This is a genomic window from Brevibacillus parabrevis (assembly GCF_022701015.1).
GTDB classification, from domain to species: domain Bacteria; phylum Bacillota; class Bacilli; order Brevibacillales; family Brevibacillaceae; genus Brevibacillus; species Brevibacillus parabrevis.
On record NZ_CP064090.1, the window covers coordinates 829,781 to 855,000 of the forward strand.

The 25,220-nt window shown below is 49.9% G+C and carries 25 protein-coding genes, 1 tRNA gene and 1 other annotated feature (1 of these 27 cut by a window edge); of the genes, 7 read left to right on the top strand and 19 right to left on the bottom strand.

Annotation, left to right across the window (positions count from 1 at the left end; all coding sequences use genetic code 11):
• Positions 1-198 precede the first annotated feature (198 nt).
• Positions 199-609, top strand: coding sequence for a DoxX family protein (locus IRJ17_RS04140; protein ID WP_122966069.1), 411 nt, complete (start codon positions 199-201; stop codon positions 607-609).
• 54 nt (positions 610-663) lie between these two features.
• Here the strand turns inward: IRJ17_RS04140 and IRJ17_RS04145 are convergent, their stop codons facing one another.
• Positions 664-1,320, bottom strand: a complete 657-nt coding sequence (locus IRJ17_RS04145; RefSeq protein WP_242773346.1) for a hypothetical protein — start codon at positions 1,318-1,320, stop codon at positions 664-666.
• A 48-nt stretch (positions 1,321-1,368) separates the two neighbouring features.
• Here IRJ17_RS04145 and IRJ17_RS04150 point away from each other — a divergent pair, with 48 nt between their 5' ends.
• Positions 1,369-1,536 (top strand): hypothetical protein, encoded by a 168-nt coding sequence (locus IRJ17_RS04150; protein ID WP_167470366.1) that lies wholly within the window; start codon positions 1,369-1,371, stop codon positions 1,534-1,536.
• An 88-nt stretch (positions 1,537-1,624) separates the two neighbouring features.
• On the opposite strand, the gene IRJ17_RS04155 is transcribed toward IRJ17_RS04150, so the two are convergent.
• Positions 1,625-2,749: a hypothetical protein gene (locus tag IRJ17_RS04155; protein ID WP_242773348.1), complete on the bottom strand. Its 1,125-nt coding sequence runs from the start codon at positions 2,747-2,749 to the stop codon at positions 1,625-1,627.
• A gap of 40 nt (positions 2,750-2,789) precedes the next feature.
• On the opposite strand from IRJ17_RS04155, the gene IRJ17_RS04160 reads away from it, so the two are divergent.
• From IRJ17_RS04160 to IRJ17_RS04170, 3 genes are all read left to right on the top strand, one after another.
• Positions 2,790-3,050, top strand: a complete 261-nt coding sequence (locus IRJ17_RS04160; RefSeq protein WP_242773351.1) for a hypothetical protein — start codon at positions 2,790-2,792, stop codon at positions 3,048-3,050.
• Between the two features lie 313 nt (positions 3,051-3,363).
• Complete coding sequence (locus tag IRJ17_RS04165; RefSeq protein WP_242773358.1) at positions 3,364-4,245, top strand: ABC transporter ATP-binding protein; 882 nt, start codon at positions 3,364-3,366, stop codon at positions 4,243-4,245.
• Positions 4,242-5,852, top strand: coding sequence for an ABC transporter permease (locus IRJ17_RS04170; RefSeq protein ID WP_242773361.1), 1,611 nt, complete (start codon positions 4,242-4,244; stop codon positions 5,850-5,852). The genes IRJ17_RS04165 and IRJ17_RS04170 overlap by 4 nt, the downstream gene beginning before the upstream one ends.
• 86 nt (positions 5,853-5,938) lie before the next feature.
• Here IRJ17_RS04170 and IRJ17_RS04175 read toward each other — a convergent pair.
• The 10 genes from IRJ17_RS04175 to IRJ17_RS28105 all read right to left on the bottom strand — a co-directional run bounded on the left by IRJ17_RS04175 (position 5,939) and on the right by IRJ17_RS28105 (position 14,442).
• Positions 5,939-6,015, bottom strand: a tRNA-Arg gene (locus IRJ17_RS04175).
• 287 nt (positions 6,016-6,302) lie between these two features.
• Positions 6,303-7,301 (bottom strand): histidinol phosphate phosphatase domain-containing protein, encoded by a 999-nt coding sequence (locus IRJ17_RS04180; protein ID WP_242773363.1) that lies wholly within the window; start codon positions 7,299-7,301, stop codon positions 6,303-6,305.
• Positions 7,295-8,095 (bottom strand): DeoR/GlpR family DNA-binding transcription regulator, encoded by an 801-nt coding sequence (locus tag IRJ17_RS04185; protein ID WP_173598250.1) that lies wholly within the window; start codon positions 8,093-8,095, stop codon positions 7,295-7,297. Before IRJ17_RS04185 ends, IRJ17_RS04180 begins: the two co-directional genes overlap by 7 nt.
• Entirely contained in the window at positions 8,079-9,101 is a 1,023-nt protein-coding gene (locus IRJ17_RS04190) for an ABC transporter ATP-binding protein (protein ID WP_242773366.1), read from the bottom strand. Before IRJ17_RS04190 ends, IRJ17_RS04185 begins: the two co-directional genes overlap by 17 nt.
• Positions 9,101-9,889 (bottom strand): ABC transporter permease, encoded by a 789-nt coding sequence (locus tag IRJ17_RS04195; protein WP_063230261.1) that lies wholly within the window; start codon positions 9,887-9,889, stop codon positions 9,101-9,103. Before IRJ17_RS04195 ends, IRJ17_RS04190 begins: the two co-directional genes overlap by 1 nt.
• Positions 9,886-10,731, bottom strand: a complete 846-nt coding sequence (locus IRJ17_RS04200) for an ABC transporter permease (RefSeq protein WP_173598248.1) — start codon at positions 10,729-10,731, stop codon at positions 9,886-9,888. The genes IRJ17_RS04195 and IRJ17_RS04200 overlap by 4 nt, the downstream gene beginning before the upstream one ends.
• Before the next feature lie 36 nt (positions 10,732-10,767).
• On the bottom strand, positions 10,768-11,607 hold the full coding sequence (locus IRJ17_RS04205; protein ID WP_173598247.1) for an alkaline phosphatase family protein: 840 nt from the start codon (positions 11,605-11,607) through the stop codon (positions 10,768-10,770).
• On the bottom strand, positions 11,597-12,694 hold the full coding sequence (locus IRJ17_RS04210; protein ID WP_173598246.1) for an ABC transporter substrate-binding protein: 1,098 nt from the start codon (positions 12,692-12,694) through the stop codon (positions 11,597-11,599). Before IRJ17_RS04210 ends, IRJ17_RS04205 begins: the two co-directional genes overlap by 11 nt.
• A 482-nt stretch (positions 12,695-13,176) precedes the next feature.
• Positions 13,177-14,289 (bottom strand): hypothetical protein, encoded by a 1,113-nt coding sequence (locus IRJ17_RS04215; RefSeq protein ID WP_242773369.1) that lies wholly within the window; start codon positions 14,287-14,289, stop codon positions 13,177-13,179.
• A gap of 27 nt (positions 14,290-14,316) precedes the next feature.
• Complete coding sequence (locus IRJ17_RS28105; protein WP_255679195.1) at positions 14,317-14,442, bottom strand: hypothetical protein; 126 nt, start codon at positions 14,440-14,442, stop codon at positions 14,317-14,319.
• Positions 14,443-14,676: 234 nt separating this feature from the next.
• Between IRJ17_RS28105 and IRJ17_RS04220 the strand changes: the two genes are divergently transcribed.
• A complete protein-coding gene (locus IRJ17_RS04220; RefSeq protein ID WP_242773372.1) occupies positions 14,677-15,045 on the top strand; it encodes a hypothetical protein in 369 nt (122 codons plus the stop codon).
• Between the two features lie 79 nt (positions 15,046-15,124).
• On the opposite strand, the gene aceA is transcribed toward IRJ17_RS04220, so the two are convergent.
• The 6 genes from aceA to IRJ17_RS04250 all read right to left on the bottom strand — a co-directional run bounded on the left by aceA (position 15,125) and on the right by IRJ17_RS04250 (position 23,122).
• Complete coding sequence (gene aceA, locus IRJ17_RS04225; protein ID WP_173599959.1) at positions 15,125-16,414, bottom strand: isocitrate lyase; 1,290 nt, start codon at positions 16,412-16,414, stop codon at positions 15,125-15,127.
• Between the two features lie 33 nt (positions 16,415-16,447).
• Entirely contained in the window at positions 16,448-18,055 is a 1,608-nt protein-coding gene (gene aceB / locus IRJ17_RS04230) for a malate synthase A (RefSeq protein ID WP_217023281.1), read from the bottom strand.
• A 490-nt stretch (positions 18,056-18,545) separates the two neighbouring features.
• Positions 18,546-19,826: a serine--tRNA ligase gene (gene serS / locus IRJ17_RS04235; RefSeq protein WP_063230253.1), complete on the bottom strand. Its 1,281-nt coding sequence runs from the start codon at positions 19,824-19,826 to the stop codon at positions 18,546-18,548.
• A gap of 49 nt (positions 19,827-19,875) precedes the next feature.
• Positions 19,876-20,096, bottom strand: a binding site (T-box leader).
• Between the two features lie 138 nt (positions 20,097-20,234).
• Positions 20,235-20,810 carry a pyridoxal 5'-phosphate synthase glutaminase subunit PdxT gene (pdxT, locus tag IRJ17_RS04240; protein WP_122966892.1) on the bottom strand — a complete coding sequence of 192 codons (576 nt, stop codon included), beginning with the start codon at positions 20,808-20,810 and terminating at the stop codon, positions 20,235-20,237.
• A gap of 10 nt (positions 20,811-20,820) precedes the next feature.
• The gene (gene pdxS / locus IRJ17_RS04245) at positions 20,821-21,705 is read right to left on the bottom strand and encodes a pyridoxal 5'-phosphate synthase lyase subunit PdxS (protein ID WP_122966893.1); all 885 of its coding nucleotides are present in this window, start codon (positions 21,703-21,705) and stop codon (positions 20,821-20,823) included.
• 109 nt (positions 21,706-21,814) lie between these two features.
• On the bottom strand, positions 21,815-23,122 hold the full coding sequence (locus IRJ17_RS04250) for a D-alanyl-D-alanine carboxypeptidase family protein (RefSeq protein ID WP_173598240.1): 1,308 nt from the start codon (positions 23,120-23,122) through the stop codon (positions 21,815-21,817).
• Between the two features lie 202 nt (positions 23,123-23,324).
• Between IRJ17_RS04250 and IRJ17_RS04255 the strand changes: the two genes are divergently transcribed.
• Positions 23,325-23,600 carry a hypothetical protein gene (locus IRJ17_RS04255; protein WP_242773374.1) on the top strand — a complete coding sequence of 92 codons (276 nt, stop codon included), beginning with the start codon at positions 23,325-23,327 and terminating at the stop codon, positions 23,598-23,600.
• Between the two features lie 267 nt (positions 23,601-23,867).
• Here the strand turns inward: IRJ17_RS04255 and guaB are convergent, their stop codons facing one another.
• Positions 23,868-25,220, bottom strand: partial view of an IMP dehydrogenase gene (gene guaB, locus IRJ17_RS04260; protein ID WP_173599961.1) — the 3' portion only. It continues 108 nt past the right edge of the window; only the last 1,353 of its 1,461 coding nucleotides appear in the window; its start codon lies off the right edge, out of view — the gene reads right to left on this strand; its stop codon occupies positions 23,868-23,870.

Genomic DNA, 25,220 nt, shown 5'->3' on the forward strand with positions numbered 1-25,220 from the left:
GTATCACCTCATTCTCCTTTCAGTATACCGCTCTTTCTGCATTCCATCAAAATGAATGATTACTTTGTACCTAACAATCTGCACTTTCCAACGTTTGTAAATTTTCCAGATCGTATTGACATAAATAATAATTAATGTATACTTACTAACGAAAAGTAACTACGTTACTGATATAAACTAAATCGGAGGTCATTATACATGGAAAATCGTTTTGAGTGGAGCGCTTTGATTTTACGAATTGTGGTAGGTCTTACTTTTGCTATCCACGGGATTGCCAAGTTCCAAATGGGCTTGGACAATGTCGCCGGATTCTTTGGCAGCCTCGGTCTGCCTGCCTTTATCGCTTACCTGGTCGCGTTCCTTGAAGTTGTCGGCGGGATTGCCCTGATCGCGGGACTTGGCACACGTATCTTCTCTGCCGCCTTGGCTGTTGTCATGATCGGTGCCATTGCCAAAGCCAAGCTGGCGGCCGGCTTCATGGGCGGAGAAAGTGGCGCTGGCTATGAGCTGGAGCTGGCTCTCTTTGCGATTTTGATTGCGCTTAGCATTAGCGGCAGCTCGAAGTTTGGGCTCGATCACATTCTGTTTGGAAAACGATCTGTAGAATAATGAAAAAGCCAGCGGAAGAACTGCTTCCTGCTGGCTTTGCTTTTTTTTGCTATCCTAATCCTGTGGAGACTCATCGAGCATTTTTTTGTTGATGATCCTGATTTTCTCTACAGGCGAGTGTTCGTCCTTCGCACTGATAAATACGGAGTTTTCCCCCGCTTCATAGTACAGGTCAAATTTTTCGTCTACCATGCTTTGTCCTTGGGCAACGGGCGTTCCCAGCTGCTGGCGAATCACATTGAGGTTAGTCTGATTCAAGTGTTCCCCGGCCAGATCGATCGCATAGACGCGGTTTTTCCCATCAAAATAAACAATGCCGCCGGAAAGATTTTCAAAAGCTTGATAACGTCCGCCATCGTAATAATCCTCTTTGATTACACGCCCGTAAAGCTCGATGACCTCTTGCTTGGTCATCCCGATCGCTATGTCGAAACCGTTGATTTCGTTACTGGCGAGCTGCTTCAAAAAGTTGCCATCGATAATGATTTTGGAGCCATTCGGTGCGTCATCTGTTGTTGTTTCATTTCCTTCTTTTGCTTCTTCTGATCCCTGCTCCGTTTTTGTCCCTTCATCTTGAGGGGCCGGATTCGGCTGTTGCTCTTGCTTCCCTGCTGGCGGTGTGTCTTTCGATGCGACAGGCTCGCTTGCCCCGGGCGAACAGCCGATTACCAACATACTCGCTGCAATCGCCACATAAATAAATCGTTTCAACTGCCATTCCTCCTGTATTCCTTCACATAAAAAATTGAGGTGATACTAATGCGTTTCTGGCTGCTGTTCACAATCATTTGTGTGGCTATCTTGCTGGTTGGAGTGTTGATTGACTGGCGTGCAAAAAGGAAGAAACAAACCTTGCTCATCGACAAGGACAAAAATCACTCGATCGACGAGGGCTACGACCCAAGAAATCGCGATGATCCTATGTAAAGTAAGACGCTGTAAATGCTTGTTCCGTTACCAGCATAGAGATGAACGGAGTCCCATTTTTTTACTGGGAAGCGCTGCTTCACCGCGTTTATTTCTTGCGTGCAACGATTCCCTTTTTGTTCAAGAAAAGCACAAGCCCGATAAGTGCAAGAAGAAGGACAAAAAGACCAAACATCGACCATTTTTTTACGCTCTCGAAGAAGAGTTGTTTCTCTTCTTCTTCCTGAACCGTCTGGACGGCCTGATCGAATGGTATAGTTTCATACTTGCTTGCGTTACTTCTGGTGATCAACTCTACCGTCTGGTTGTCCTTATAATGAAACAGCTTGGGCAAGCCGTTCACTTGCATGGCATAAACTTTTTGCACCGGGACTCCTGACTGCATGATGGCAAGCTTGCTGCTCTCTATGGCTGCCTGGGGAATCAGCATCTGCTCGTAGTCTGCCACCTGGTGCTTTTTCGCTTCTGTGGTGCTGATCAGCTTGGCGTTTTCATTTTCGTCGAGGTAGATGTATCTTTCGATGGAGCCGATCTTTTTGCGGTAAGCCATGTTGAGCGGGAATTGATTTTCCCTCATCTCCTTGATGTACGAATAAAGGATTTCATCGGAAACGAGCAGCGAAGACGCCTCCACGATCGGAACTTTCTTTTTGACAGCTTCATACGCAGGAAAGAATGCCAGCGCTCCGTTCGATTGCAGGAACAGATGGGCTTTTAGCCCGCCATCCTCTTCCACTGTGTAAATTTGGTTGGTCGGGAGGTTGTGGCTGGTGAACTTGTCCCTGTAATAATCGAGCAATGACGCAGACAAAAGTGCCAAATCGTATACCGGAAGCTGGCGCTTTTGCAGTTGGTTTCCACTCACTTCTTCGACCTTCCCGTTCTTTTGCAGCAAAAAGTAACGGTGTTGCCCGTCAATCCAGATACGGTAAATCTGGTTCGGCAGCAACTGATGCTTTTTCATGTCAGCCAAAATATTTGCCTGCATGTCTATAGAAAAAGGGGGATTCGCAGGCAGTAACTGGATCAGATCCTTCCTGACCGCTTCCTCAGGAGGTGCTGGTTGGCTATTGGAGGCGGAGCTGCTTTCTTCGGAAGCAGCATTGGCGTCGGCATTAGCATCGGCTTCGCTCTCCTCTTCGCTGCTCCATTCTTCTTCCCCTGTATCTTCCTCCGCGTTGTATTCGTAGTAATTATCGTCGTCGTGATCCACGTAGTAAGGAGTTGCGCTCTTCGATGTTTTGGATTTTACTTTGCTCGATTTAGAGGTGCTTTTTGAGCTTTTTGTGCTTTTCGAGGACGAGCTTTTGCTGTTGCTCGATGATTTGACGCTTGAAGAGCCGGAACTTTTGCTGGAGGTGCTGCTGCTCGCGGAGCTGGAGCTTTTGCTTGAAGAACTGCTGCTGCCCGAGGAGCTGGAACTTTTGCTTGAAGAACTGCTGCCCGCGGAGCTGGAACCTCTGCTAGAAGAAGACGCCCCTGCTGCCGCGTACCCGTCGGCGATGACTAATTGACCCACAAGTGCTCCCGCCAACATTACTATCATCTGTTTTCGCATGTAATGCCTGCCTTTCCAGACCAAAACTTGTCATTCATATTAGAACAAGAAGATATTACCATCCCCCTCCGACGTAATACTACATATTTTTACAAAACTTGCATAATTGTGTTTTCCTCTACCATGACAAACAAAAACAACGCCCTTTCAGCTTTCAATTGCTTGCAAAACAGCTTTGCTATATCATTAAAAACACCCCTGAATACTTTGTTTTTTATCGATCAAATGTCTTTTGGAGTGGAGAGTATACAGAGAGAAGGGATCGGAGCTTGAAACTGGAATTGAATTGTGTCGGCAAGCAGTATTCCCAAGATTTTTGGGCACTTAAAGATTTCAGTTTGCAGTTGAAACCAGGCGTGCTCGGGCTGCTTGGTGAAAACGGTGCGGGGAAGTCCACTTTGATGCGCATCATCTCGACGATTACGAGCGCAACGACCGGCACGATTTTATGGAACGGCGTCGATATTTTTCAAAATCCTGATGCAATTCGTGAAAATCTCGGGTATTTACCGCAAGATTTCGGCGTGTATCCTCACCTCAATGCCGTGGAATTTCTCGAATACATGGCAGCGATCAAAGGGGTCCACAGGAAAGAAGCCAAGACTAGGATTGAAGAATTGCTGCACGTCGTTAACTTGTACGATGTGCGCAAACGGGCAATCGGGGGCTATTCGGGAGGAATGCGGCAGCGTATCGGAATTGCTCAGGCGCTGCTCAATGATCCGAAAATTTTAATCGTAGACGAGCCGACTGTCGGGCTTGATCCCGTAGAAAGGGTACGTTTCAGAAACTTGTTGTCGGACCTCTCCGGTGATCGCATCGTCATTTTCTCCACGCATATTGTGTCCGATGTGGAGGCTACTGCCGAATCCATAGCGATTTTGTCAAAAGGGCACCTCCTGCATCATTCCTCGCCGGATGAGCTGCTGGAGACTGTGCAAGGCAAGGTATGGGAATGGAACGTTAGCTCGTCCGAAGTTCAGGAGCTGCGCAAAAAATGGATGATCAGCAGTACGGTTCGCTCTGGTGGCGGTGTTTTGCTCCGCATTGTCTCGGACGAATCGCCGTCGAATGACGCCCAGTTAGTTTCGCCCGGTATGGAGGACGCCTATCTGCACTGCATTTCCAGCCACGGGAAGGTGCGGCAATGAGCAGGATTCGCAAAGTTTATCATATCGCACGAGCCGACCTGTTGGAGCGCACCCGCAGCTATGGATTTTTGGTTACCTTGTTTCTTTCCATCATCGGCGCCTTTCTGTTCGTTCCCAACAGTCAGGCGACATACGCCGTGTTGTTAATAGACCAATATCGCGGTGTCCTTAATTCTGCCTGGATCGGAGCAGCCGTTTCCATTTCCGTCATGAGCTTTTTGACGATGTTTGGCTTCTTTTTGATAAAAAATACGATCGAGCGCGATCGGCAAACTAGAGTCGGCCAAATCATTTCAACGACAACGCTCCGCAAGCTTGACTATATGGCTGGCAAGTTTCTAAGCAACTTTGCGATACTGACGATCATTGTCATTTTGACGTTTACGATGGCCATCGTCATGCAGCTGCTGCGTCAGGAGGTCCTGACTATCGACCTTGGTTCGTTTGTTTTGCCGATGGTCATTATCATTTTGCCTGGCATGTTTGCTTTATCCGCACTTGCCGTACTTTTCGAAACACTCCCCGTGCTTCGAACCGGCTTTGGGAACATCTTGTTTTTCTTCTGCATCTGGGCTCCTACTGTGCTGATCAGCATCCCCACCTTTGATATTTTCGGCCTCCCTGTCAGCAGCTTTACCGGAAGAGAAATTTTTAAAGACAGCATCAGTGAATCTTATAAGCACTTGTTTCCCCAAACGCCAGGAGTTCTGTCAGACGGCGTGGTTTTAGTAGAGGAACCGCTACAAACATTCCTCTGGAGCGGCGTGAACTGGAGTTGGGATATTTTTATCAGCCGGATTTTTTGGATCATCATCGCCATTCCGTTGCTCCTGCTGGCTTCTGTGGCATTTCGTGGCTTCGATAAACCAATAAGAAAATCGGGCAAATGGCAGCTTGGCTTTTTCTCTCGCAAGGAAGTCAGCAGCGATACGGAAAATGACAAAAATAAATGGATTGAATCTTCAAATCGGCGTATGGCTGCTTTAAGCAAGGTAACGATGCGGTTTCATGCATGGGATATGTTGAAGGTAGAATTAAAGCTCATGCTCAAAGGCCAACCGCTCTGGTGGTATGCCATTGCCTTTTTGTTCATTGTTCTTACGCTGTTTGCACCGCTTCCATTGGCAAAAGGAATCATCGCTCCCCTCGCTTGGCTTTGGCCCGTGTTGCTTTGGTCGAACATGGGGGTTAGAGAGATACGCTACAACACGAGGGATATCATTTTTTCCAGCCCAGCCCCTCTGCAAAGGCAAATCCCTGTTTCGTGGCTGGCGGGGTTGATCGTTGCTGTTTTGACAGGCAGCGGTCTTGCCGTGCGATATATGGTGGAAGGCGATGCGAGCGGGTTGTTGGCCTGGGGAATTGGTGCGTTGTTTATTCCCTCGCTTGCTCTTGCAATGGGTGTCTGGACCCGCAGTAATAAGGCATTTGAGGCGTTTTATTTGCTGATTATGTTTACTGGTACGTTGAACAAGGAGAAGTGGATGGATTTCATGGGCGTTGTTGACGGGACGATTGAGGCGGGGGTGCCTTATGTTTTTTTGATGGTGACGGTTGGGCTTCTTGTGTTGGTTGTTTGGGGGCGGGGAAGGCAGGTTAGGCGGTAGGTTTTACAGGAGTTGAGGTGAGCATTTAACCGGCATAGCATGTTCAATAAGAAAAAGCCTTGAGAAATCAAGGCTTTTCATCTGCATGGCGTCCCCGAGAGGATTCGAACCTCCGACCTACAGTTTAGGAAACCGTTGCTCTATCCTGCTGAGCTACGGGGACAAGTATGGACTGTTTCAAAAAGCGGCAAAGAGCCTTCTTCTGACACCTCACCTACCCTCTTATTATATGCAGGTACACATCTTTTGGCAAATTCCACGCAAAAAAACCTTGGCTTTCCAAGGTTTTTTCGCATCCCGAAAATGATCCTGATCAAAACATGCCGCCAGTCATATCCAGACAATATATACGACCAGCGACCACCCCAAACCCAAAACACCAACCTATCCCATCTGTCCCATTCCAACTCCTACAAGCAACTCTCACCTGCAGCCTGCAATACCTGCCACTTACCTAATCGCCTTCATAAGCCGTCGACGCCCAGAAAAAGTAGCAACCTCCGCCACCCCCAGCGAACGAATCGTATCCAAATTCGCTGCCACATACTTTCCAATATCGTCGGGAAAATGCGCATCGGACGAGAGCGTCAGCGGCACGCCGTGCGCCACCAGAACGTCCAAAAAAGCCGGGCTGGGGCACATCTCCTGAACGGGATAGCGGTAGTACAAGCCCGCATTGATTTCGGTCGCTGTATTCGTTTCTTTCAAAGCAGTCGCGATCCTGTTGTAATGGGGCACAAGCTCCGCTTCCACAGGCCGATAGGAGAACACTTTCAAATTGTCCAGATGGGCGACAAAATCAAACAACTCACTCCTGATCATACATTCAACCGTGTGGAAAAAGTCCGCGTACAGCTGTTTCAAGTCATGCTGCTCAAACAACTGGCGAGTCTCGGGATTGTCAAAGCCCCACCCGTGCAAAAAGTGGACAGAGCCGATCACATAATCCCACGAGGCGCCTGCCAGCAAGCTTTCCAACTCTTTTTCCCCGCCGATAAAATAATCCGCTTCGATCCCCAGCCGCAACTCCACGCCGCTTGCCGACCAATGCGGCTTTGCTGCCTCAATCGCCGCGCAAAAGTCGCTGAGGCTCTCCGTGCATACCTGATCAAGCCAAGTGCGCTGCAAGCGACCCAAATCGGTATCGCCCAGCTCCATGTACCGTTCAAAGTAAGGACGCGCTTCGCGGAAACGGTATAAATGATCGACAATCCCCACTTCTTTCAAGCCTTTGTTCAATGCCTCACGCAAATACAGATCGATCCAGGCCGGGTCGTATGCCCCGCGAGACAAGCGGTTATTTAATCGCGCCATGCTGTCCAGCAGCCAGGCGCGGGTATGTCGAGGTTGGGTTAATGGATGAAAGTGATCGAGGGCCGCATTGGTGCGGTCGAGCCAGCGCAGTGAATAGGGCCCTTCTTCCAGATGAAGATGATAGTCAATCAGCATGTGAAGTCTCTCCTTAGCGGATGTTCGCTTATCCAGGTAGTTTGAATGCCTGACGAAAGCCATTCATCCGGCATCGGCTGGTCACAAACGACCGCGCTGACATCCGGCCAGCCGCATATACGGGAAAATTGCGTTTGGCCGATTTTCGATGTGTCTGCCAAAACATAAACTTGCTCTGAGCGCTGCACCATCATGGTCGAACACAAAGTCTCTTCCATGTCGTAGTCGGTGAAGCCATCAGCGGTGATTCCTCCGCAGGAAATAAAAGCTTTGTCAAAATGAAAGCGCGAGAGCAGCTCGCAAGTAAACGCCCCGGCAACCGATTGTTGAGCCGGATGGGTCAGACCCCCCAGCATAATCACCTGGCCGTTGAATTGATTTGCTTCCAACAACTCGTTCAACAAAGCGGCAGCAGGGAGCGAATTGGTGACGATCGTCAGTTGGTTGAGGCCCTTGATGGCACGTGCCAGCTCCAGTGTTGTCGTCCCGACATCGAGCGCGATCGTGTCTCCGTCAGACAAAAGCTCTGCCGCGATTTGGCCGATTTTCGTTTTTGCCGCCTGTTGGATCGCTTGTTTCTTTTCAAAATGCGGCTCCCGTTTCGGCAAATGATAAGGGATCGCTCCGCCGTACACCCGTTTTAGCATGCGTTGCTGTTCCAACTGGTCCAGATCGCGTCGAATGGTCTCTGGTGTTACTGCCAGGCTTTTTGCCAGATTCATCACCTGAATTTTACCGTGTCGGTTCAGTTCGTCCAGAATCACTTGCTGTCGTTCTTCAGGCAATAGTGTCATAGAGCGGAATCACATCCTTGGGACATAAATACAATGTTTTGGTTGTGCCTGTCTGCTCGGACTCGAAGGACATGTGCAGCGTGTCCACCAGTACAGAAACATCGCCAATGTTCAGTTCGTAACGGGTAACATTGCCGAGCATGGATACATGAGCAATCTTCCCGCTCAAGCGGATGTCTTCCGCAGTTACAGGCTGTTCGCGAAATGTCTCGGGGCGGATGGCGAACCGCTCGGCTGCCTCCCGAATGGACAGATCGGGCGCGATTTGGTTCAGCTGCTCGGCGCTCAGCACGTTGTAATTTCCAATGAAGCGAGCGACAAATTCAGAGTGTGGCTGGGTGTAAATCTCATGAGGACTGCCGTGCTGCACGATACGGCCGCCGTTCATGATGTAGATGCGGTCACTGACAGCCATGGCCTCTTCCTGATCGTGCGTAACCAGCACAGTCGTCATGTTCAGCTCGCGTTGGATGGTGCGCAGCTGTTTTTGCAAGTTTTTGCGAATCTGGGCATCCAGGGCACTGAGCGGCTCATCGAGCAAAAGCACTTTTGGCCGGGTAACCAGCGAACGGGCGAGGGCTACACGCTGCTGCTGGCCGCCAGACAGTTCGCGCGGATAGTTTTGCTCTTTTCCCGCAAGCCCGACCAGCTCGATCATTTCCTGGACACGCAGCCGAATATCCGCTTTCGGGACTTTGTTCATTTCCAGGCCAAAGGCAATGTTTTGACTGACCGTAAGATTGGGAAAAAGCGCATACGATTGGAACACCATGCCGATCTCCCTGTTTTTTGGCGACACGTCAGTCACATCTTTGCCGTCAATGTAAATCTTGCCCGTGTCAGGGGCAGTCAGACCGCTGAGGATGCGCAACAGCGTACTTTTGCCGCACCCGCTAGGGCCAAGCAACGCAACCAGCTCGCCTTTTTCAATCGCAAGGTCGAGTTGCTTCAACACGTGCTGGCCGTGAAAAGTTTTGGACATGTGTTCGATTTGGACGTAGCTCATCAGGAGACCTCCTTGCGTGCGAAGCTTCGGCGTGTGAATCTGACAATCAGGCTGGTGATGATCGCCATCAGGACAAAATAAGTGACAGTAATCGCGCTGGCGACATGCCCGCTTGCCGATAGCTTGTTGTACAAATACAGTTGCAGGGTCTCGTATCTTCCTCCCACGAGAATGTTGATCAGGACAAATTCACCGAACAGGATGGAGAACGACAGGAGCGCCGACACGAAAATTCCGGACATGATATTCGGCACGATAATCCGGACGAACGCCTGCCAGCGACTCGCACCCAGCAGCTCGGCCGCCTCCATCAATGAACGGGCGTGCAGGGCAAGCAGGCTGTTTCGCGTTCCTTGATAAAGATACGGAAGCAGACCGACCAGATACGCCCCGGCTGTAATAACGATCATCGGAATCCCGTTGCCTGAATAAGTACGAATCAAGCCGACCGCCATAATGACGCCAGGTACAGCGTAGGTCAGCATCACAAAAAGCTGAACCAGTTTCTCCATCCGGGGAGCGTAAACGACAATGGAGAAAACAGCCGGGACGATAATCACGACAGCAACAACTGTCGTCAAAAAGCTCAGCACAAAAGAGCGCCCGAATGCCTGCAAAAATCGGGGATCGCCATACAGCTCCGCGAACCATTTTAGCGTGAGCCCTTCCGGCAAAACCGTGCTGTTCCACTCGGTTGCCAGCGAATAAAGTACGGTAGCCGCTACAGGCAAAAACAAATACAGCATGACCAACGCAAACGACAAGGATGGCAAACCAATTCGCTTCAAGACAAATCCCTCCGAATCTTCCGCGTCAGCCACTCGTTCACGACCAGGGCGGCGGCAAGCGTTAGGCCGAGCAGTACGGCGAGAGCGCTACCCAGCTCCGGTCTGGCAAAAATGTCGCCGGAGACAAGCGCGCCAATCCGAATCGGCACAAGGTTGTAGTTGCTGCCCGTGAGCGCGTAGGCCGAAGCATAGGCACCCATTGCGTTGGCAAACAAAATGCTGAATGTGCCGACGATGCCCGGAAACAGTACCGGGAAACCGATTCGCAGCCAAAAATGCCAAGGACTTGCCCCGAGCAGCTCGGCCGCTTCCATCCACTGCTTCTGAATGGCGTGATACAAGGGATACAAAAGCATCACTGCCAAAGGCAGTTGAAAATAAACATAAACAAGCGTCAAACCGCTCCACGAATACAGAGTAAAGGACTGGCCAAAATCAATCCCCAGCTGCTTCGCAAGCAATACAAACAGACCACTATTCCCCAACAGAACAATGAAGGCAAAAGCGAGCGGAATCCCCGCAAAGTTCGAGGTTAGATTGGTAATGACAAGCACTCGCTGTTGCAGAGACTGCGGGAAACGGGTAATCGCATAGGCAGCGAAAACAGCAGCGATGATTCCGATAAGAGACGACAGGAACGAGATGAGCACACTGTTTTCAAAAGCCTGCAAGTAATATGGATTGGAAAAAATCTCCTGATAGTGACTGATCGTAAAACCGCCGCCCCCCTCGGCCTGAAAGCTCCCCTCGATCATGGAAAGCAACGGGACGAGCAGAAACAGAGCGATCATCGCAAAGAACGGAATTGTCGTGACCAAAAGCATGCTGGCAAATCGTTTCATCGCAAAAGCTCCTTTCTGAGAGGAAAAGACGCCCCCTCAGGGAGACGTCTTGCTACTCTGCCCGCATACGGTCAATGGCTGCATCGCTTCCGAAGGGGAGATGCCTAGCAACTGGCAGGCAAGCGGAGCCACCTGCAATTGCGGGATAACCTCCTCGCGAATGCCGGGAGATACTTGGTTGCTGATGACAAACAGAGGGACGTCCCGGTCAGCGCTGGAGGTGCCGCCGTGATTCCCATCCGCTGTCATCCCGTGATCGGCTGTCACGATGATTTGATAACCCGCATCCATCCACGCAGGAAGCACATTTGCCAGGATGGAATCTGCCGCCAGAACGCGGTTACGATATTGCGCAGAATCAGCCGTATACTTGTGACCGTCATCATCGATATTCATGGAGTGGACGTAGAGAAAATCCGGACGGTATCCATTCAGCAAAAAGTTGGCGTCAGCAAACAAGTGTGTATCCGGGTAATGATCTTCCCAGTAAAACATCCCGTTTTGGATCGGACTTTCCGTGTTCAGCTGGATTCGGTCGTGAAACGGACTGAACGGCGCTTTGTTGTACAGCTCGCTTACCCAGCCATAAGCGGCAGCAGCGTTGGACATCCCGTTTTTTCGCGTCAGGTGAAAAAGGCTCTCCTGGTGCGAAAGCCGCGCCGCCTGATTGCTGGAAATTCCGTTTTTCCACGCAGGAGTTCCCGTCAACAGAACTTCGTACAAAGGACGAGAGAGACTCGGCAATTCCGAGCGTACCTGAAAGCGGGCCGCGATGCCGTACTCGACCAGATGATGCATATACCCCATGTGCGAGACAGCTGTGTCGAATCTCAGTCCGTCCAGCACAATCATGGCCAGCTTGTTGTTAGCGGACATGGATCAACACCTGCTCTTGCCAAAGCTGCGGCAGTTTTTTGGCCGTCGCTTCCCACGCAGCCAGATCACCTACAGGACGGGCATTTTTGTACATATCTTCCGGGAGCAGTTTCGCTTTGGCAGATTCATCGAGCTTGGCGTTCGCGCGGATAGGTCGAGCGTAGCCACGAGCCAAATTGGACTGGCCTGCGTCGGAGAGGATGTATTCACGAGCAAGCATGGCAGCGTGCGGATGCTTGGAGTATTTATTGATCAAAGTAGCGTACCCGCTGCTGACCGATGCTTCTTCCGGAATGAGGACATCAAAACGGTTTTTGTCGATTTTGTCCCGATACCCGAGTGCGTTGAAGTCCCACAAGATAGCGACTTCGACTTCGCCCTTCTCCAGGTTGGCCAGGCTAGGGTCGCTCGTGCTGAGTCGCTTGTTTTTGGCAAGTTCAGCGAAAAAGTCGACGCCAGGCTGAATATTTTTCTCGTCTCCCCCGTTGGCATAAGCAGCAGCCAGCACGGCAAACTGCGCTTGATTTGCCTTCATGACATCGCCGATCGCGATCTTGTAGTTTCCACTTTTCAAATCAGCCCAGGACTTCGGAGGATTTTGCACTTTTGTCTTGTCGGTGAGAAAAGCCAGCGTTCCGGTATAGCCTAGCACCCAATGCCCTTCGTCATCTTTTGCCCAGGCGGGAATGTCGTTCCAGTAAGAGGTTTTGTAAGGCAGCGTCAGCCCTTTTTGCTTGGCTAACGGTCCAAAAGCGATGCCCACATCGCCGATATCTGCTGTGGCATTATCTTTTTCTGCTTCAAACTTGGCCAATTCTTCTGCGCTCGACATGTCGGTATCCATATGCTTCAAGCCGTATTCCTTCTGGAGATTACCCCAAGTCTCCCCCCAGTTCGCCCACGTGTCCGGCATCCCTACAGAGTTGACTTCGCCCTCCTTCTTCGCTTTTTCTACGATTTGATCCAGGGTCAATTGCGACGCATCCAGAGCAGTGTCTGATTTCGTCTCGGTGGCGCATCCGGCAAGCAGAAAAAAGGATGTCATGACAACAACGGTTCGTTTCCAGCTCAACTGGTTCCCTCTCATCTTTAAGGCCCCTTTTCGTTTTTATTTGTGTTTGATCTTTTGGTTTTTTCGCTTTTAATCGTAAACAACCAAAATGAAACTGATATAAATGGGTTGTTAAGAAGCTATTAAGACTGTGTGAAAAAGCGAAGGGAACACAAAAAGCGGCTCTCTGACTGCTAGAGAACCGCATAAAAACAAGAGTTGTAATTAGGTCGTACTCTTTCGCAAAACAGTCGCTGACTTTTTTCAGCTTGATCAGTGCCATGCGTTTTGCTTTGTGTTCTCGGCAACGCGCTACAATCCGTACCCACATTTTTGATGTCCATCAAATGTGTGCGTTTCTAGTAGGACAAACGCCGTTCCCATTTTGCCTTGCCAACCTATACTACTCGTATAACCATACTTTTGCCATGTGAGGTGAGACAACCATTGGCGAAAAGAAAGCTTTCCAAACGGTGCCGAATCAAACGAAGAAGACGATGTCGCAGGAAGTGCAAGTGTCATAAAAGAAGGGTTAAATGTTTGAAATCGCGATATCGCTGCAAAAGGCGACGGCGGCGTAAATGTCGTTCCAGGAGGCGGCGTTTCCGCTGTATCATTGCCAAATCCATCGACAAATCGGTCAGCTCCAGTGATGCCACTGTCAACTCTGATACGGACAGCGAAGCCACAGCAAATGAGACTTCAACCAGCAACAGCAACTCTACCAACAACTCCGATACCGACAGCGGCTCTACTGCTACCGAAACCTCCACCAGCAACAGCAACTCTACCAACAACTCCGACACCGACAGTGGCTCTACTGCCAACGAAACTTCAACCAGCAACAGCAACTCTACCAACAACTCCGATACCGACAGCGGCTCTACTGCCAACGAAACTTCAACCAGCAACAGCAACTCCACCAACAACTCCGACACTGACAGCGGCTCTACTGCTACCGAAACCTCCACCAGCAACAGCAACTCTACCAACAATTCCGACACTGACAGCGGCTCTACTGCTACCGAAACCTCCACCAGCAACAGCAATTCTACCAACAATTCCGACACCGACAGCGGCTCTACTGCTACCGAGACTTCGACCAGCAACAGCAATTCCGCCAACAACTCGGATACAGATGCGACCTCATCCTCCGGGCCAAGCACCTCCACTACGGGTGACAATTCGTCCACCAGCAACAGCGACGCTACCAACTCTTCCGATACCGATGCGACTTCTTCTGCCGGGCCAAGCACCTCCACTACGGGTGACAATTCGTCCACCAGCAACAGCGACGCTACCAACTCTTCCGATACCGATGCGACTTCTTCTGCCGGGCCAAGCACCTCCACTACGGGCGACAATTCGTCCACCAGCAACAGCGATGCCACCAACTCTTCCGATACCGATGCAACCTCTTCTGCCGGGCCAAGCACTTCCACTACGGGCGACAATTCATCTACAAGCACCAGCGACTCGGACAATACATCGGATACCGATGCCACAGCCACTACAGGCGACAACACAACGACCAATACCAGTTCGGCAGATAACTCTTCCACAAATGACAACAACAGCAACGCCAACAGTACCCTTGATTCTACCAGCTGCGCCCGCAATGACTCGGCCAACCTGAGCACTTCCAATAATACTTTTAATCACGACAGCGCTCTGACCAGCACAGCAAACGGGATCGCCAGCTCTGCCAACAACTCCGCCAATACGATATCGAACGGAAATTCCTTCACGGTAGGAAACAGCACTTTGATTAACTTCAGCGACAACACCGTTCTGCTCCTGTTATTGCTACAGTTAGTCAAATGCTTTTGCCCACCCAACCAGGGAGGCGGAAGCAGCGCTTCTCCTTGTGGTTGTATCGAAGGGGGCAGCTCATTCGAATCTTTGCTTCAGAAATTGCTGGAGAAAGAAACGCAAAATCGCGAAACCATCCTCAATCTTTTGCAGCAAAACAACCATTCCAACAATTGAAGTCGTTTAAGGAAGGAGAGGGACAAAACATGGCATCGACGAACCATTCCTCCAACTACTCGACAACGCGCTTCGTTCTGTCGCGAAGAGGGACCGATTCCTCTTTGACCATCATGATTAACAACCGGGGCGCTAACGATCGCAGCCTTAACCTGAGGGTGGAAGACGCAGATACAAAAGAACCACTCATCGCATACACAAACGGCACTCCCATCGATCAGACAGTGCTCATTCCAGCAGGTAGCGTAGAAGCACTGCAAATCGACCTCAACGAAACAACTAGCCGGATCGCACTGGAAGTCTCCAATCCATCCTCTGGAGGGGGAATGTCCGTGCGGCAAAGCAGTTCGTCGCGTAGCGGCCAAGACAGCCAGCAAATCGAGCTTACCCTAAAATAAAATGGGGAGGCACACAAACCTATCGGCAAAAAATGAAGGACTAGGAGGCATGCCCCCTAGTCCGTTTTTGTTTCATTGATTACTGGTGCGCAAACTGCTCTTCTTCTGTCGAACCAGTCAGTGCTGTGGTCGAGGAAGTTCCGCCGGCAATCACTTGTGCAATCTCATCGAAATAGCCGGTACCCACTTCACGCTGATGACGAGTAGCTGTATAACCGTTCACCTCTGTGGCAAATTCAGCTTGCTGCAATTCGGAGTAAGCAGCCATTCCACGATCACGGTAGCCGCGTGCCAGCTCGAACATGCCGTAGTTCAACGCATGGAAGCCCGCAAGCGTCACGAATTGGAACTTGTAGCCCATCTCGCCCAGCTCTTCCTGGAAGCGTGCAATCGATTCCTCGTCGAGTTTTTTCTTCCAGTTGAACGAAGGCGAGCAGTTGTAAGCGAGCAGCTTGCCTGGGTACTGGGCATGAATCGCTTCGGCAAATCGGCGTGCTTCGTCCAGATTTGGTTCGGACGTTTCGCACCAGATCAGATCGGCATAAGGTGCGTAGGCGAGTCCACGGGCAATCGCTGCATCCAACCCGCCACGCAGACGGAAAAATCCTTCTGGCGTCCGTTCGCCTGTCAAAAACGGCTGGTCTTGCTGGTCAACGTCGCTCGTGATCAGGAATGCGCCGTTAGCGTCTGTACGAGCTACAATGATAGTCGGCACTCCCATGACATCTGCTGCCAAACGGGCCGAAATCAGATTGCGGACAGCAGCCTGCGTCGGGATCAAAACTTTTCCGCCCATATGTCCGCATTTTTTCTCGGAAGCCAGCTGATCTTCAAAATGCACACCTGCTGCCCCCGCTTCAATCATGCTTTTCATCAATTCAAACACGTTCAGCGGTCCACCAAAGCCCGCTTCGGCGTCAGCGACAATCGGAGCAAACCAATACGTATCTGTGCCGCCTTCGGACTGGTCAATCTGGTCAGCACGCTGCAATGCCTGGTTAATTCTTTTCACAACATGAGGAACGCTATTCGCCGGGTAAAGGCTTTGGTCAGGATACATTTGTCCGGAAAGGTTCGCGTCAGCCGCTACTTGCCAGCCGCTCAGGTAAATGGCTTTCAAGCCGGCCTTTACCTGTTGAATCGCCTGATTCCCGGTCAATGCCCCCAGCGCCTTGATATGATGCTCTGTATTCAGCAAGTTCCACAGCCGCTCCGCTCCGAGACGAGCCAGTGTGTGCTCGATTTGAACCGAACCACGCAGCCGGAAAACATCTTCCGCCGTGTACGTCCGGGTAATCCCTTGAAAACGCTCGCCCTGCCAGCTTTGCTCGATCTGTTGAATAGCTTCCTGTTTTGTTTGTTTGCTCATTTTCGTTTCCCCCACCCATTTTTATTGTTTTATTTAGAGATAGCGATAGCCCGGCACAGTCAGAAAATCTTCAAAATCGTCTTCCGTCACCAGCCGCAAGAAAAGCTCGCCCGCGACCTGGAATTTGCTGTTTTCATAACGCTCCTGGCCAATCGCTTGTTTCAACGCTTGCAGTTCTTCGCTCAGCCACTGTTTCACCAAGCCTTCCGTGATCTTTCTGCCATCCTGAAGAACGCCATGTCGATGACGAATCCAGTGCCATACTTGTGCACGGGAGATTTCTGCCGTCGCTGCGTCCTCCATCAGATTGTGAATCGGAACAGCCCCAAAGCCACGAAGCCATGCCTCGATATATTGCAAACCGACACTGATGTTGGTACGAACGCCTTCCTCTGTGATCGTGCCTTCGGGTACAGCCAGAAGGTCGCTCGCCTGCACCTGCACGTCCTCGCGCTTATACCAGATCTGGTTCGGCTCTCTCATCAAACGATTGAAAACCTCCATGGCAACTGGCACCAATGCCGGATGAGCTACCCATGTACCATCGTGCCCGTCGTATGCTTCCCGCTCTTTGTCGGCACGTACTTTGGCAATCGCTTCTTCATTTTTGACCGGGTCGTTTTTCACCGGAATTTGCGCTGCCATTCCGCCAATGCAAGGTGCCTGGCGTTTGTGGCAAGTCTTCACCGCCAAAGTGGTGTAGGCTTTCATGAACGGAACCGTCATCGTCACTTGTGCCCGGTCAGGCGTAATGACATCCGGGCTATTGCGCAGCTTTTTAATGTAGCTGAAAATGTAATCCCAACGCCCGCAGTTCAATCCCGCACTGTGCTCGCGCAGCTCATACAAAATTTCATCCATTTCAAAAGCAGCGAGAATCGTTTCGATCAGCACCGTCGCGCGAATCGTCCCCCGCGGAATATTCAGTTCCTCCTGGGCGAAAACAAACACATCGTTCCAGAGGCGCGCTTCCAGATGGCTTTCCAGCTTCGGCAAGTAAAAATACGGGGCTGTCTTGTTCGCGATCAAGGCATCGACGTTGTGGTAAAAATAAAGACCAAAGTCGAGCAGGCTGCCGGAAATCGGCTGTTGGTCAAGGAGTATGTGTTTTTCATCGAGGTGCCAGCCACGCGGCCGTACGATCAATACAGCCGTCTTCTCATTCAGGGTGTACTGTTTTCCTTCCGGGCTGGTGTATGATATGTTGCGGCGAACCGCGTCCTTCATGTTGATCTGTCCCTGGATCGAGTTTTCCCATGTAGGCGAATTGGCATCTTCAAAATCGGCCATGAACATGCGAGCGCCTGAGTTCAGCGCATTGATCACCATTTTGCGGTCGCCAGATGGCCCGGTGATCTCCACTCTTCGATCCAAAAGATCATGCGGCAGTGGAGCAATCGTCCAATCTCCGTTGCGAATCTCGGCTGTTTCCGGCAAAAAGTCAGGCAGTTGTCCCGCATCAATTTTCAGCTGACGTTCCTTGCGATCGGCAAGCAGTTGCTGCCGTCTGTCGCCAAACTTTTGTTCCAGCTTGATCACAAATTGAACCGCCTCTGGCGTGAGGATGTCCTGATAGCCGGAATGCATCTCGCCAGTGATCTGAATCTCCAGCGGATATGGATTAGTTGGAATCGTAGTCAAAACTGGTCACCATCCTTGATAACGTCCGAATTATTATGGTACAGATTCGTTTTCGAAAAGTTATTATAGTACAGTAGGTGCAAAAAAAATGATCTAATCCTGATATCCGCTGCCGCTGCAATGACTGCAACTCACATGCCCATCTCCCAAACAATGATGGCAAGCCGCTCCGTTGTCATCGTGACCAACGCCTCCACATCTTGGGCAATTTTGTTCGCCGTTTCCTTCACACCGATAGCAGTCCATTTTCTTTCCCTCCATATCTGTATTAAAACAATATTCTTTAAATTTGTTTTTATTATATAACAGACACTAATACAGCGCAACACAATTTTCAAAAAAATCACACTGTATTAGAACACATTTTATCAAAACATGCCCTTGTCCTTGATTTACAGCTCTTTTTGGCAAAAACAAAGCAGCCCCTGACCCGTCAGAATCAGAAGGCTGCTTTGCTTTTCCATATGCTTTTATGCGTTTCTTTGCTCGCTTATTTCGGGGAGATTTTTTCTACTCCACCCATATACGGACGCAAAACTTCCGGAATGGTGATGGAACCGTCTTGTTCCTGGTAGTTCTCCAAAATGGCTGCTACTGTACGGCCGATCGCAAGACCCGATCCGTTCAAAGTGTGCACAAATTCCGGCTTCGATTTTGTATCGCGGCGGAAACGGATATTGGCACGGCGAGCCTGGAAGTCCTCGAAGTTCGAGCACGACGAGATTTCCCGGTACGTATTGTAGCTTGGAATCCAAACTTCCAAGTCGAATTTCTTCGCCGCAGTAAATCCGAGATCTCCGGTACACATGCTCAGCACGCGGTATGGCAGTCCAAGCAGCTGCAACACCTTCTCCGCATTTTTCACCAGTTTATCCAGCTCATCGTAGGAATCTTCCGGTTTGACGAACTTCACCAGCTCGACTTTGTTGAATTGGTGCTGACGAATCAGACCACGCGTGTCGCGCCCTGCCGAACCTGCTTCCGAACGGAAACAAGCACTGAACGCCGTATAGTATTTAGGCAAGTCTGCTCCATCCATGATTTCGTCGCGGTGCATGTTCGTCACTGGCACCTCTGCGGTAGGAATCAGGAAGTAATCAGGACCTTCCAGTTTAAAAGCATCTTCTTCAAACTTAGGCAATTGTCCGGTTCCGGTCATGCTCGCGCGGTTCACGATGAATGGCGGGATGACTTCTTCATATCCGTGTTCATTGGAATGGAGATCCATCATGAAGTTCATCAACGCCCGCTCCAGACGCGCTCCCAGTCCTTTGTAAAAGACAAAGCGGCTTCCGGTTACCTTCGCTGCCGTTTCAAAATCGAGAATACCAGCCTGGCTGGCTACTTCCCAGTGTGGTTTCGCCTCAAAACCAAAGTTGCGAGGCTCGCCCCACGTCCAAGCCACCACGTTGTCATCTTCCGAAGTACCAATTGGTGTGCTTTCATGTGGCAGGTTAGGCAGGCTCAGCAAAATCAGTTCTTGCTGTTCATCCAGCCCACGCAGTTCCTCATCCAACGCTTTGATGCGCTCATTTACTTCTTTCATTTCCGCGATCAAATGGTCGGCGTTCTCTTTGTTCCGTTTCATGACGGCTACTTGCTCAGATACCGTGTTGCGTTTATTTTTCAGAGCTTCCGCTTCCTGAATAACTTGACGGCGTTTTTCGTCCACTTCTGCAAACTGATCCAGAGCGGAAATATCTTCGTTGCGATGCGCCAAACGGCGTTTTACTTCTTCCAAATCCTGACGCAATACTTTTACGTCCAACATGTTCGAATCCCTCCGAATCGATAATAAAATGCAAAAAACACCCGTCCCCATAAGGGACGAGTGTTGTATACCCGCGTTGCCACCCTCGTTGATACACGCCAAGACTGCACATGTATCCACTCAATCCGTCGTAACGGGACGGTTCCGGACAAAGTTCATTCCTTTGCCACTCCGAGATGGATTCCCCCACAGACCGGATCGGTTTGCACCCACCACCGACTCTCTGCACCAGATTCTTCATGAGGTACTTGTTCTCATCATCGCATTCTCATTCATGCATACTTCTATTGTTAACTGTACTACAGGTTCTATACGTATGTAAAGGCTACTCCGCGATGATCTTCATACAAAAAAAGACCGGCATCTTGTTCATGCCGATCTTCTTTCGAGGATGTTTATTGATTGGCTTTAGCTTCTGTACTCTTTGACCATTTCGAGGAAATATTTGTGCAGCCGTGCATCTTCGGTCAATTCCGGGTGAAAAGCAGCCGCCAGGTAGTGACCGTTTCGGGCAACGACGATCTTTTCATCGTACTTGGCAAGCACCTCAGCATTTTCTCCGACTTCTACGATGTAAGGAGCGCGGATAAACACTGCCGGGTAATCTGCACCGACACCAGCTACGGGCATTGTGACCTCGAAGCTTTCTTTTTGCCGACCAAACGCGTTCCGCTCCACCTTGATATCCATCAGCCCCAGATGGCATTCATCCTGCCCCTGAATCTGCTTGGCCAAGAGAATCGCTCCCGCGCAAGTGCCGAAGATTGGCTTTCCAGCGCTTCCGAACTCACGAAGCGCATCCATGAATCCGTACTTATGCATCAGCTTGCTGATCGTCGTGCTCTCTCCGCCTGGGAGAACCAATCCGTCGAGGTCTGCGAGTTCCTCTGCTTTTTTGACAGGAACGGCTGTCGCCCCTGCTTCCTCCAGCATGCGCAAGTGTTCTGCCACAGCCCCTTGCAGCGCGAGTACACCGATTTTCATTTGACTCACCTTACCAGCCGCGCTCTTGCATGCGATCAGCTTCGCGAATTTTGGAAATTTCGATTCCCGTCATCGCACTGCCCAAGCCTTTTGATACGCGTGCGATCAGCTCGTAATCTGTGTAGTGGGTAGTTGCCTCGACAATTGCCCGCGCGAATTTTTCCGGATTTTCCGATTTGAAAATACCCGAGCCGACGAATACGCCGTCAGAGCCCAATTGCATCATCAGTGCCGCATCTGCCGGGGTAGCTACGCCACCAGCCGCGAAGTTCACGACAGGCAGTTTGCCTGTTTGGTGTACTTGTTCGAGCAGTTCGTATGGAGCACCCAAATTTTTCGCTTCTGCCATCAGCTCATCGTAAGACATCGCCTGCACTTTGCGGATTTGAGCCATCATCGTGCGCATATGGCGAACTGCCTCTACGATGTTCCCGGTCCCTGGCTCACCTTTTGTGCGGATCATGGAAGCTCCTTCTCCGATGCGGCGAAGCGCTTCGCCCAGATCACGCGCACCACATACGAACGGCACAGTGAAGTCTTTTTTGTTGATGTGGTACAAATCGTCCGCTGGGGTCAAAACTTCACTTTCATCCAGGTAATCTACACCCATTGACTCCAATACGCGGGCTTCGACAAAATGTCCGATACGAGCTTTTGCCATAACAGGGATAGAAACAGCGTTCAGAACTTCCTCCACAATGCCCAGATCAGCCATACGGGCTACTCCGCCAGCAGCACGGATATCAGAAGGTACGCGTTCCAGCGCCATAACAGCTACGGCGCCAGCAGCTTCAGCAATCTTTGCTTGCTCAGCATTTACGACGTCCATGATAACGCCGCCTTTTTGCATCTCAGCCATACCTTTTTTTACGCGGGACGTTCCTACTTGTACCATATGAAAATTCCCCCTACATCATGAAGTCAGAACCGTAACTGTTATGCTCTGTTATGGTTCCTTGTTACCGTCATTGTAAACGATAGATGAGGGGGAAAACAACTATTATTTAATTTCCTGTTCCACTACTGAACAAGTTGCTGAAAAATTGAATGATGCTGCGGAAGAACAAACGAATCCAGCTCGCCTCTTCCACCTCTTGGCTTGCCACTACATCCACGCCTGCTTTTGCCGCGTCTTCCGGCTGGAGGTAATCGGTGTCTTTTGCCCCTTCTTCTTTCAGTACGAGCTTACCGATTACTTGGCCTTGCTTGATTGGCGCGTTCAAGTCTTGGAAGGTAACTGTTGGGGTGAATTTTGCTTCCCCGCCAATTTTGGTCAGTACGTTTACTTCGCTGCCTGTTACTGCTGGTACTGTCAGTTCTACCCCGTTCTTTACAGGTGCAGTTTCAAAGCCTTTTACAGAAGCATTCTTGTCCAACTGCTTGGTTAATTTGAAATTGCTGAAACCGTAGTCGTAAAGCTTTTTGGTTTCTACGAAGCGCTTTGTTTTGCTGTCTGTTCCCATGACAACAGAAATCAAGCGCATGTTATCACGAACGGCCGTACCAGTAAAACAATTGCCTGCTGCTTGGGTATAACCAGTCTTTAATCCGTCTACACCTTGATAGTAATTCGGGAGATCAGGCAGCATCCAGTTGTTATTCGCCATTTTCAGCTCATTTTTAGAACCGGGACGGAACGTAAACCGTGGGATCTTGGATACTTCCAAAGCTTCTGGGAAATCACGAATCAGGTTTCTAGCGAGGATGGCCGAATCGCGAGCAGACATCAGGTTTTCCACTTGATCTGTCTTAACGGAATATGGTCCCAACTCGTTGGCTGGCAAACCGCTAGATGTTACGAAAGACGTGTTTTTCATACCAAACTCTGCAGCCTTCTTGTTCATCATCTGCACGAAGTTTGCTTCACTGCCCGCAATCTTTTCAGCAAGCAGTACAGTTGCGTCATTAGCAGAAACGACAGCCATCGCATTGTACAGCTCTCTGACTGTGAAGGACTCACCTAGATTTAGGTATACGCCAGACGTATCGGAGATTCTTGCCACATAGAAGGCATACTCACTTACGGGCACCTTCTCATCCCAGCTGATTTTCTTCTCCTTGATTGCTTCTTGCACCAGGTATTCCGCCATCATCTTACTCATGCTGGCAGGTGGCAGTGAGGCATCTGGATTCATACTGTACAATATTTTTCCTGTTGATGCCTCTAATAGAATGGCAGATTTCGCTGCCAGTTGTAGATCGGCTGCAGGTGCTGCATCGGCCTTCGTCGCCGCTCCTCCCATTGCGGTTGCAAACACTGCGAGAGAAAGGATCAGACCTGTCAGTCGCTTTTTCCATGTTGTTCGCTTCATAGTTTCTTCTCACTCTCCAATTCTGTCATAAATTCATACGGTAATTGAGCACCAAGTGTAAGTTTAACATACCATTACGATCTCATTGAAGTCCAAATAGACTCATTAGTAGGTAATTGATTGGATATATAAAATATAATTGAAATTAAATTATATTATGGTATAAATGGCAATATATTCAATATTTAAGGAGGCTTATCTCGTGAATAAGGTTTTATACACTTTTGCTTCACTCGCTCTTGGTTTGGTTGTTATGAATCCAGTTTCTGCTCATGCCGCAGTCGAAAAAAGGAACACCGATTCCCTAGTGGAACAGCAAACTAAAAAGGATATTAGTACCATGAGCATTGAACTTGACTGGAGGTCTTTCAGCGTAACACAGGGAGGTACATATATTGGCCGTGACACATTCCATCTCTTTGGAAAGGCTAACGCTGGATTAGATGCTTCAAATAGTAACTGCGATGTAACAGTTTAACATCGAAAAATTAAGCGAGAATGGAAAAGTAGAGAAAACAATTAAATTAGGAAGATTAACTGCGCCAAAAGGCAATACTGATTATACCGACCCAGTATCTGTCGTCCCAGGGAACTATCGCCTCAAGATAGTAGGAAATATTGCCTCTGACGGAGAAATCGCTATTTATAGAAGATAGCTGTACGTTAACTGCGACCAGTTTTTAAATTTTTGCCTACAAATTAAATAACCCCCCTTTCTTTCTAGAAGGGGGGATTTTCTTATAAACTAAGAAATCGAGTAGTTCGGCGACTCCTTGGTAATTTGCACGTCATGTGGATGGCTTTCACGCAAGCCGGCTCCCGTGATCCGGACAAACTGGGAGTTCTGGATCAAGTCCTCGATCGTCTTCGCTCCGCAGTAACCCATCCCTGCACGCAAACCGCCAATCAGTTGGTAGGTCACATCTGCCAACGGCCCTTTGTAAGGAACGCGGCCCTCGATTCCTTCTGGAACAAGCTTTTGTTCGTTCTCCTGGAAGTAACGGTCTTTACTTCCTGCTTTCATAGCGCCAATCGAGCCCATGCCGCGGTATACCTTGAAACGGCGGCCTTGGAAAATCTCAAATTCGCCTGGACTTTCTTCCGTTCCGGCAAACAGACTGCCGATCATGATCGCAGAAGCGCCAGCACCGATCGCTTTTGGCAAATCGCCGGAGTATTTAATACCGCCGTCGGCAATAATTGGAATATTGTACTCGCGAGCTACCTGGGCACAATCGTGAATCGCGGTAATTTGCGGTACACCGATACCTGCTACGACGCGAGTAGTACAAATGGAACCCGGACCGATACCGACTTTTACAACAGATGCGCCAGCTTCGATCAGATCGCGGGTAGCTTGTCCTGTCGCAACATTTCCCGCTACGATCGTCAAGTTTGGATACTCTTTGCGAATGGCTTTTACGGTTTCGATTACACCTTTGGAGTGTCCATGTGCTGTATCGACCACCAGGACATCCACACCTGCCTGTACAAGCGCCGCTGCACGTTCGAACGTATCAGCAGATACACCGACCGCCGCGCCACACAGCAAGCGTCCCTGTGGGTCCTTGGCTGCCTGCGGGTATTGAATTGCCTTCTCGATATCTTTAATGGTGATAAGTCCGCGCAAAATATTGTTCTCATCAACCAGTGGCAGCTTTTCAATCTTGTGCTTTTGAAGAATCGCTTCTGCTTGCTGGAGCGTTGTTCCTACAGAAGCAGTCACGAGATTGTCTTTTGTCATCACTTCTTTGATTGGTGTCGAGTAGTCATGAACAAAGCGCAGATCACGGTTGGTCAAAATCCCGATAAGATGCTTTTCTTCATCGACAATCGGCACGCCGGAAATGCGGTATTTGCCCATCAGAGCATCCGCTTCTGCTACTGTATGATCCTGGCTCAAAGAAAACGGGTTGGTAATGACGCCACTTTCCGAGCGCTTTACGCGATCTACCTCGCTCGCCTGCTGCTCAATCGTCATGTTTTTATGGATGATGCCAATGCCGCCTTGGCGGGCCATCGCGATCGCGAGTGCTGATTCTGTTACCGTGTCCATTCCGGCACTGATCAAAGGAATGTTCAGACTAACTGTCTCGCT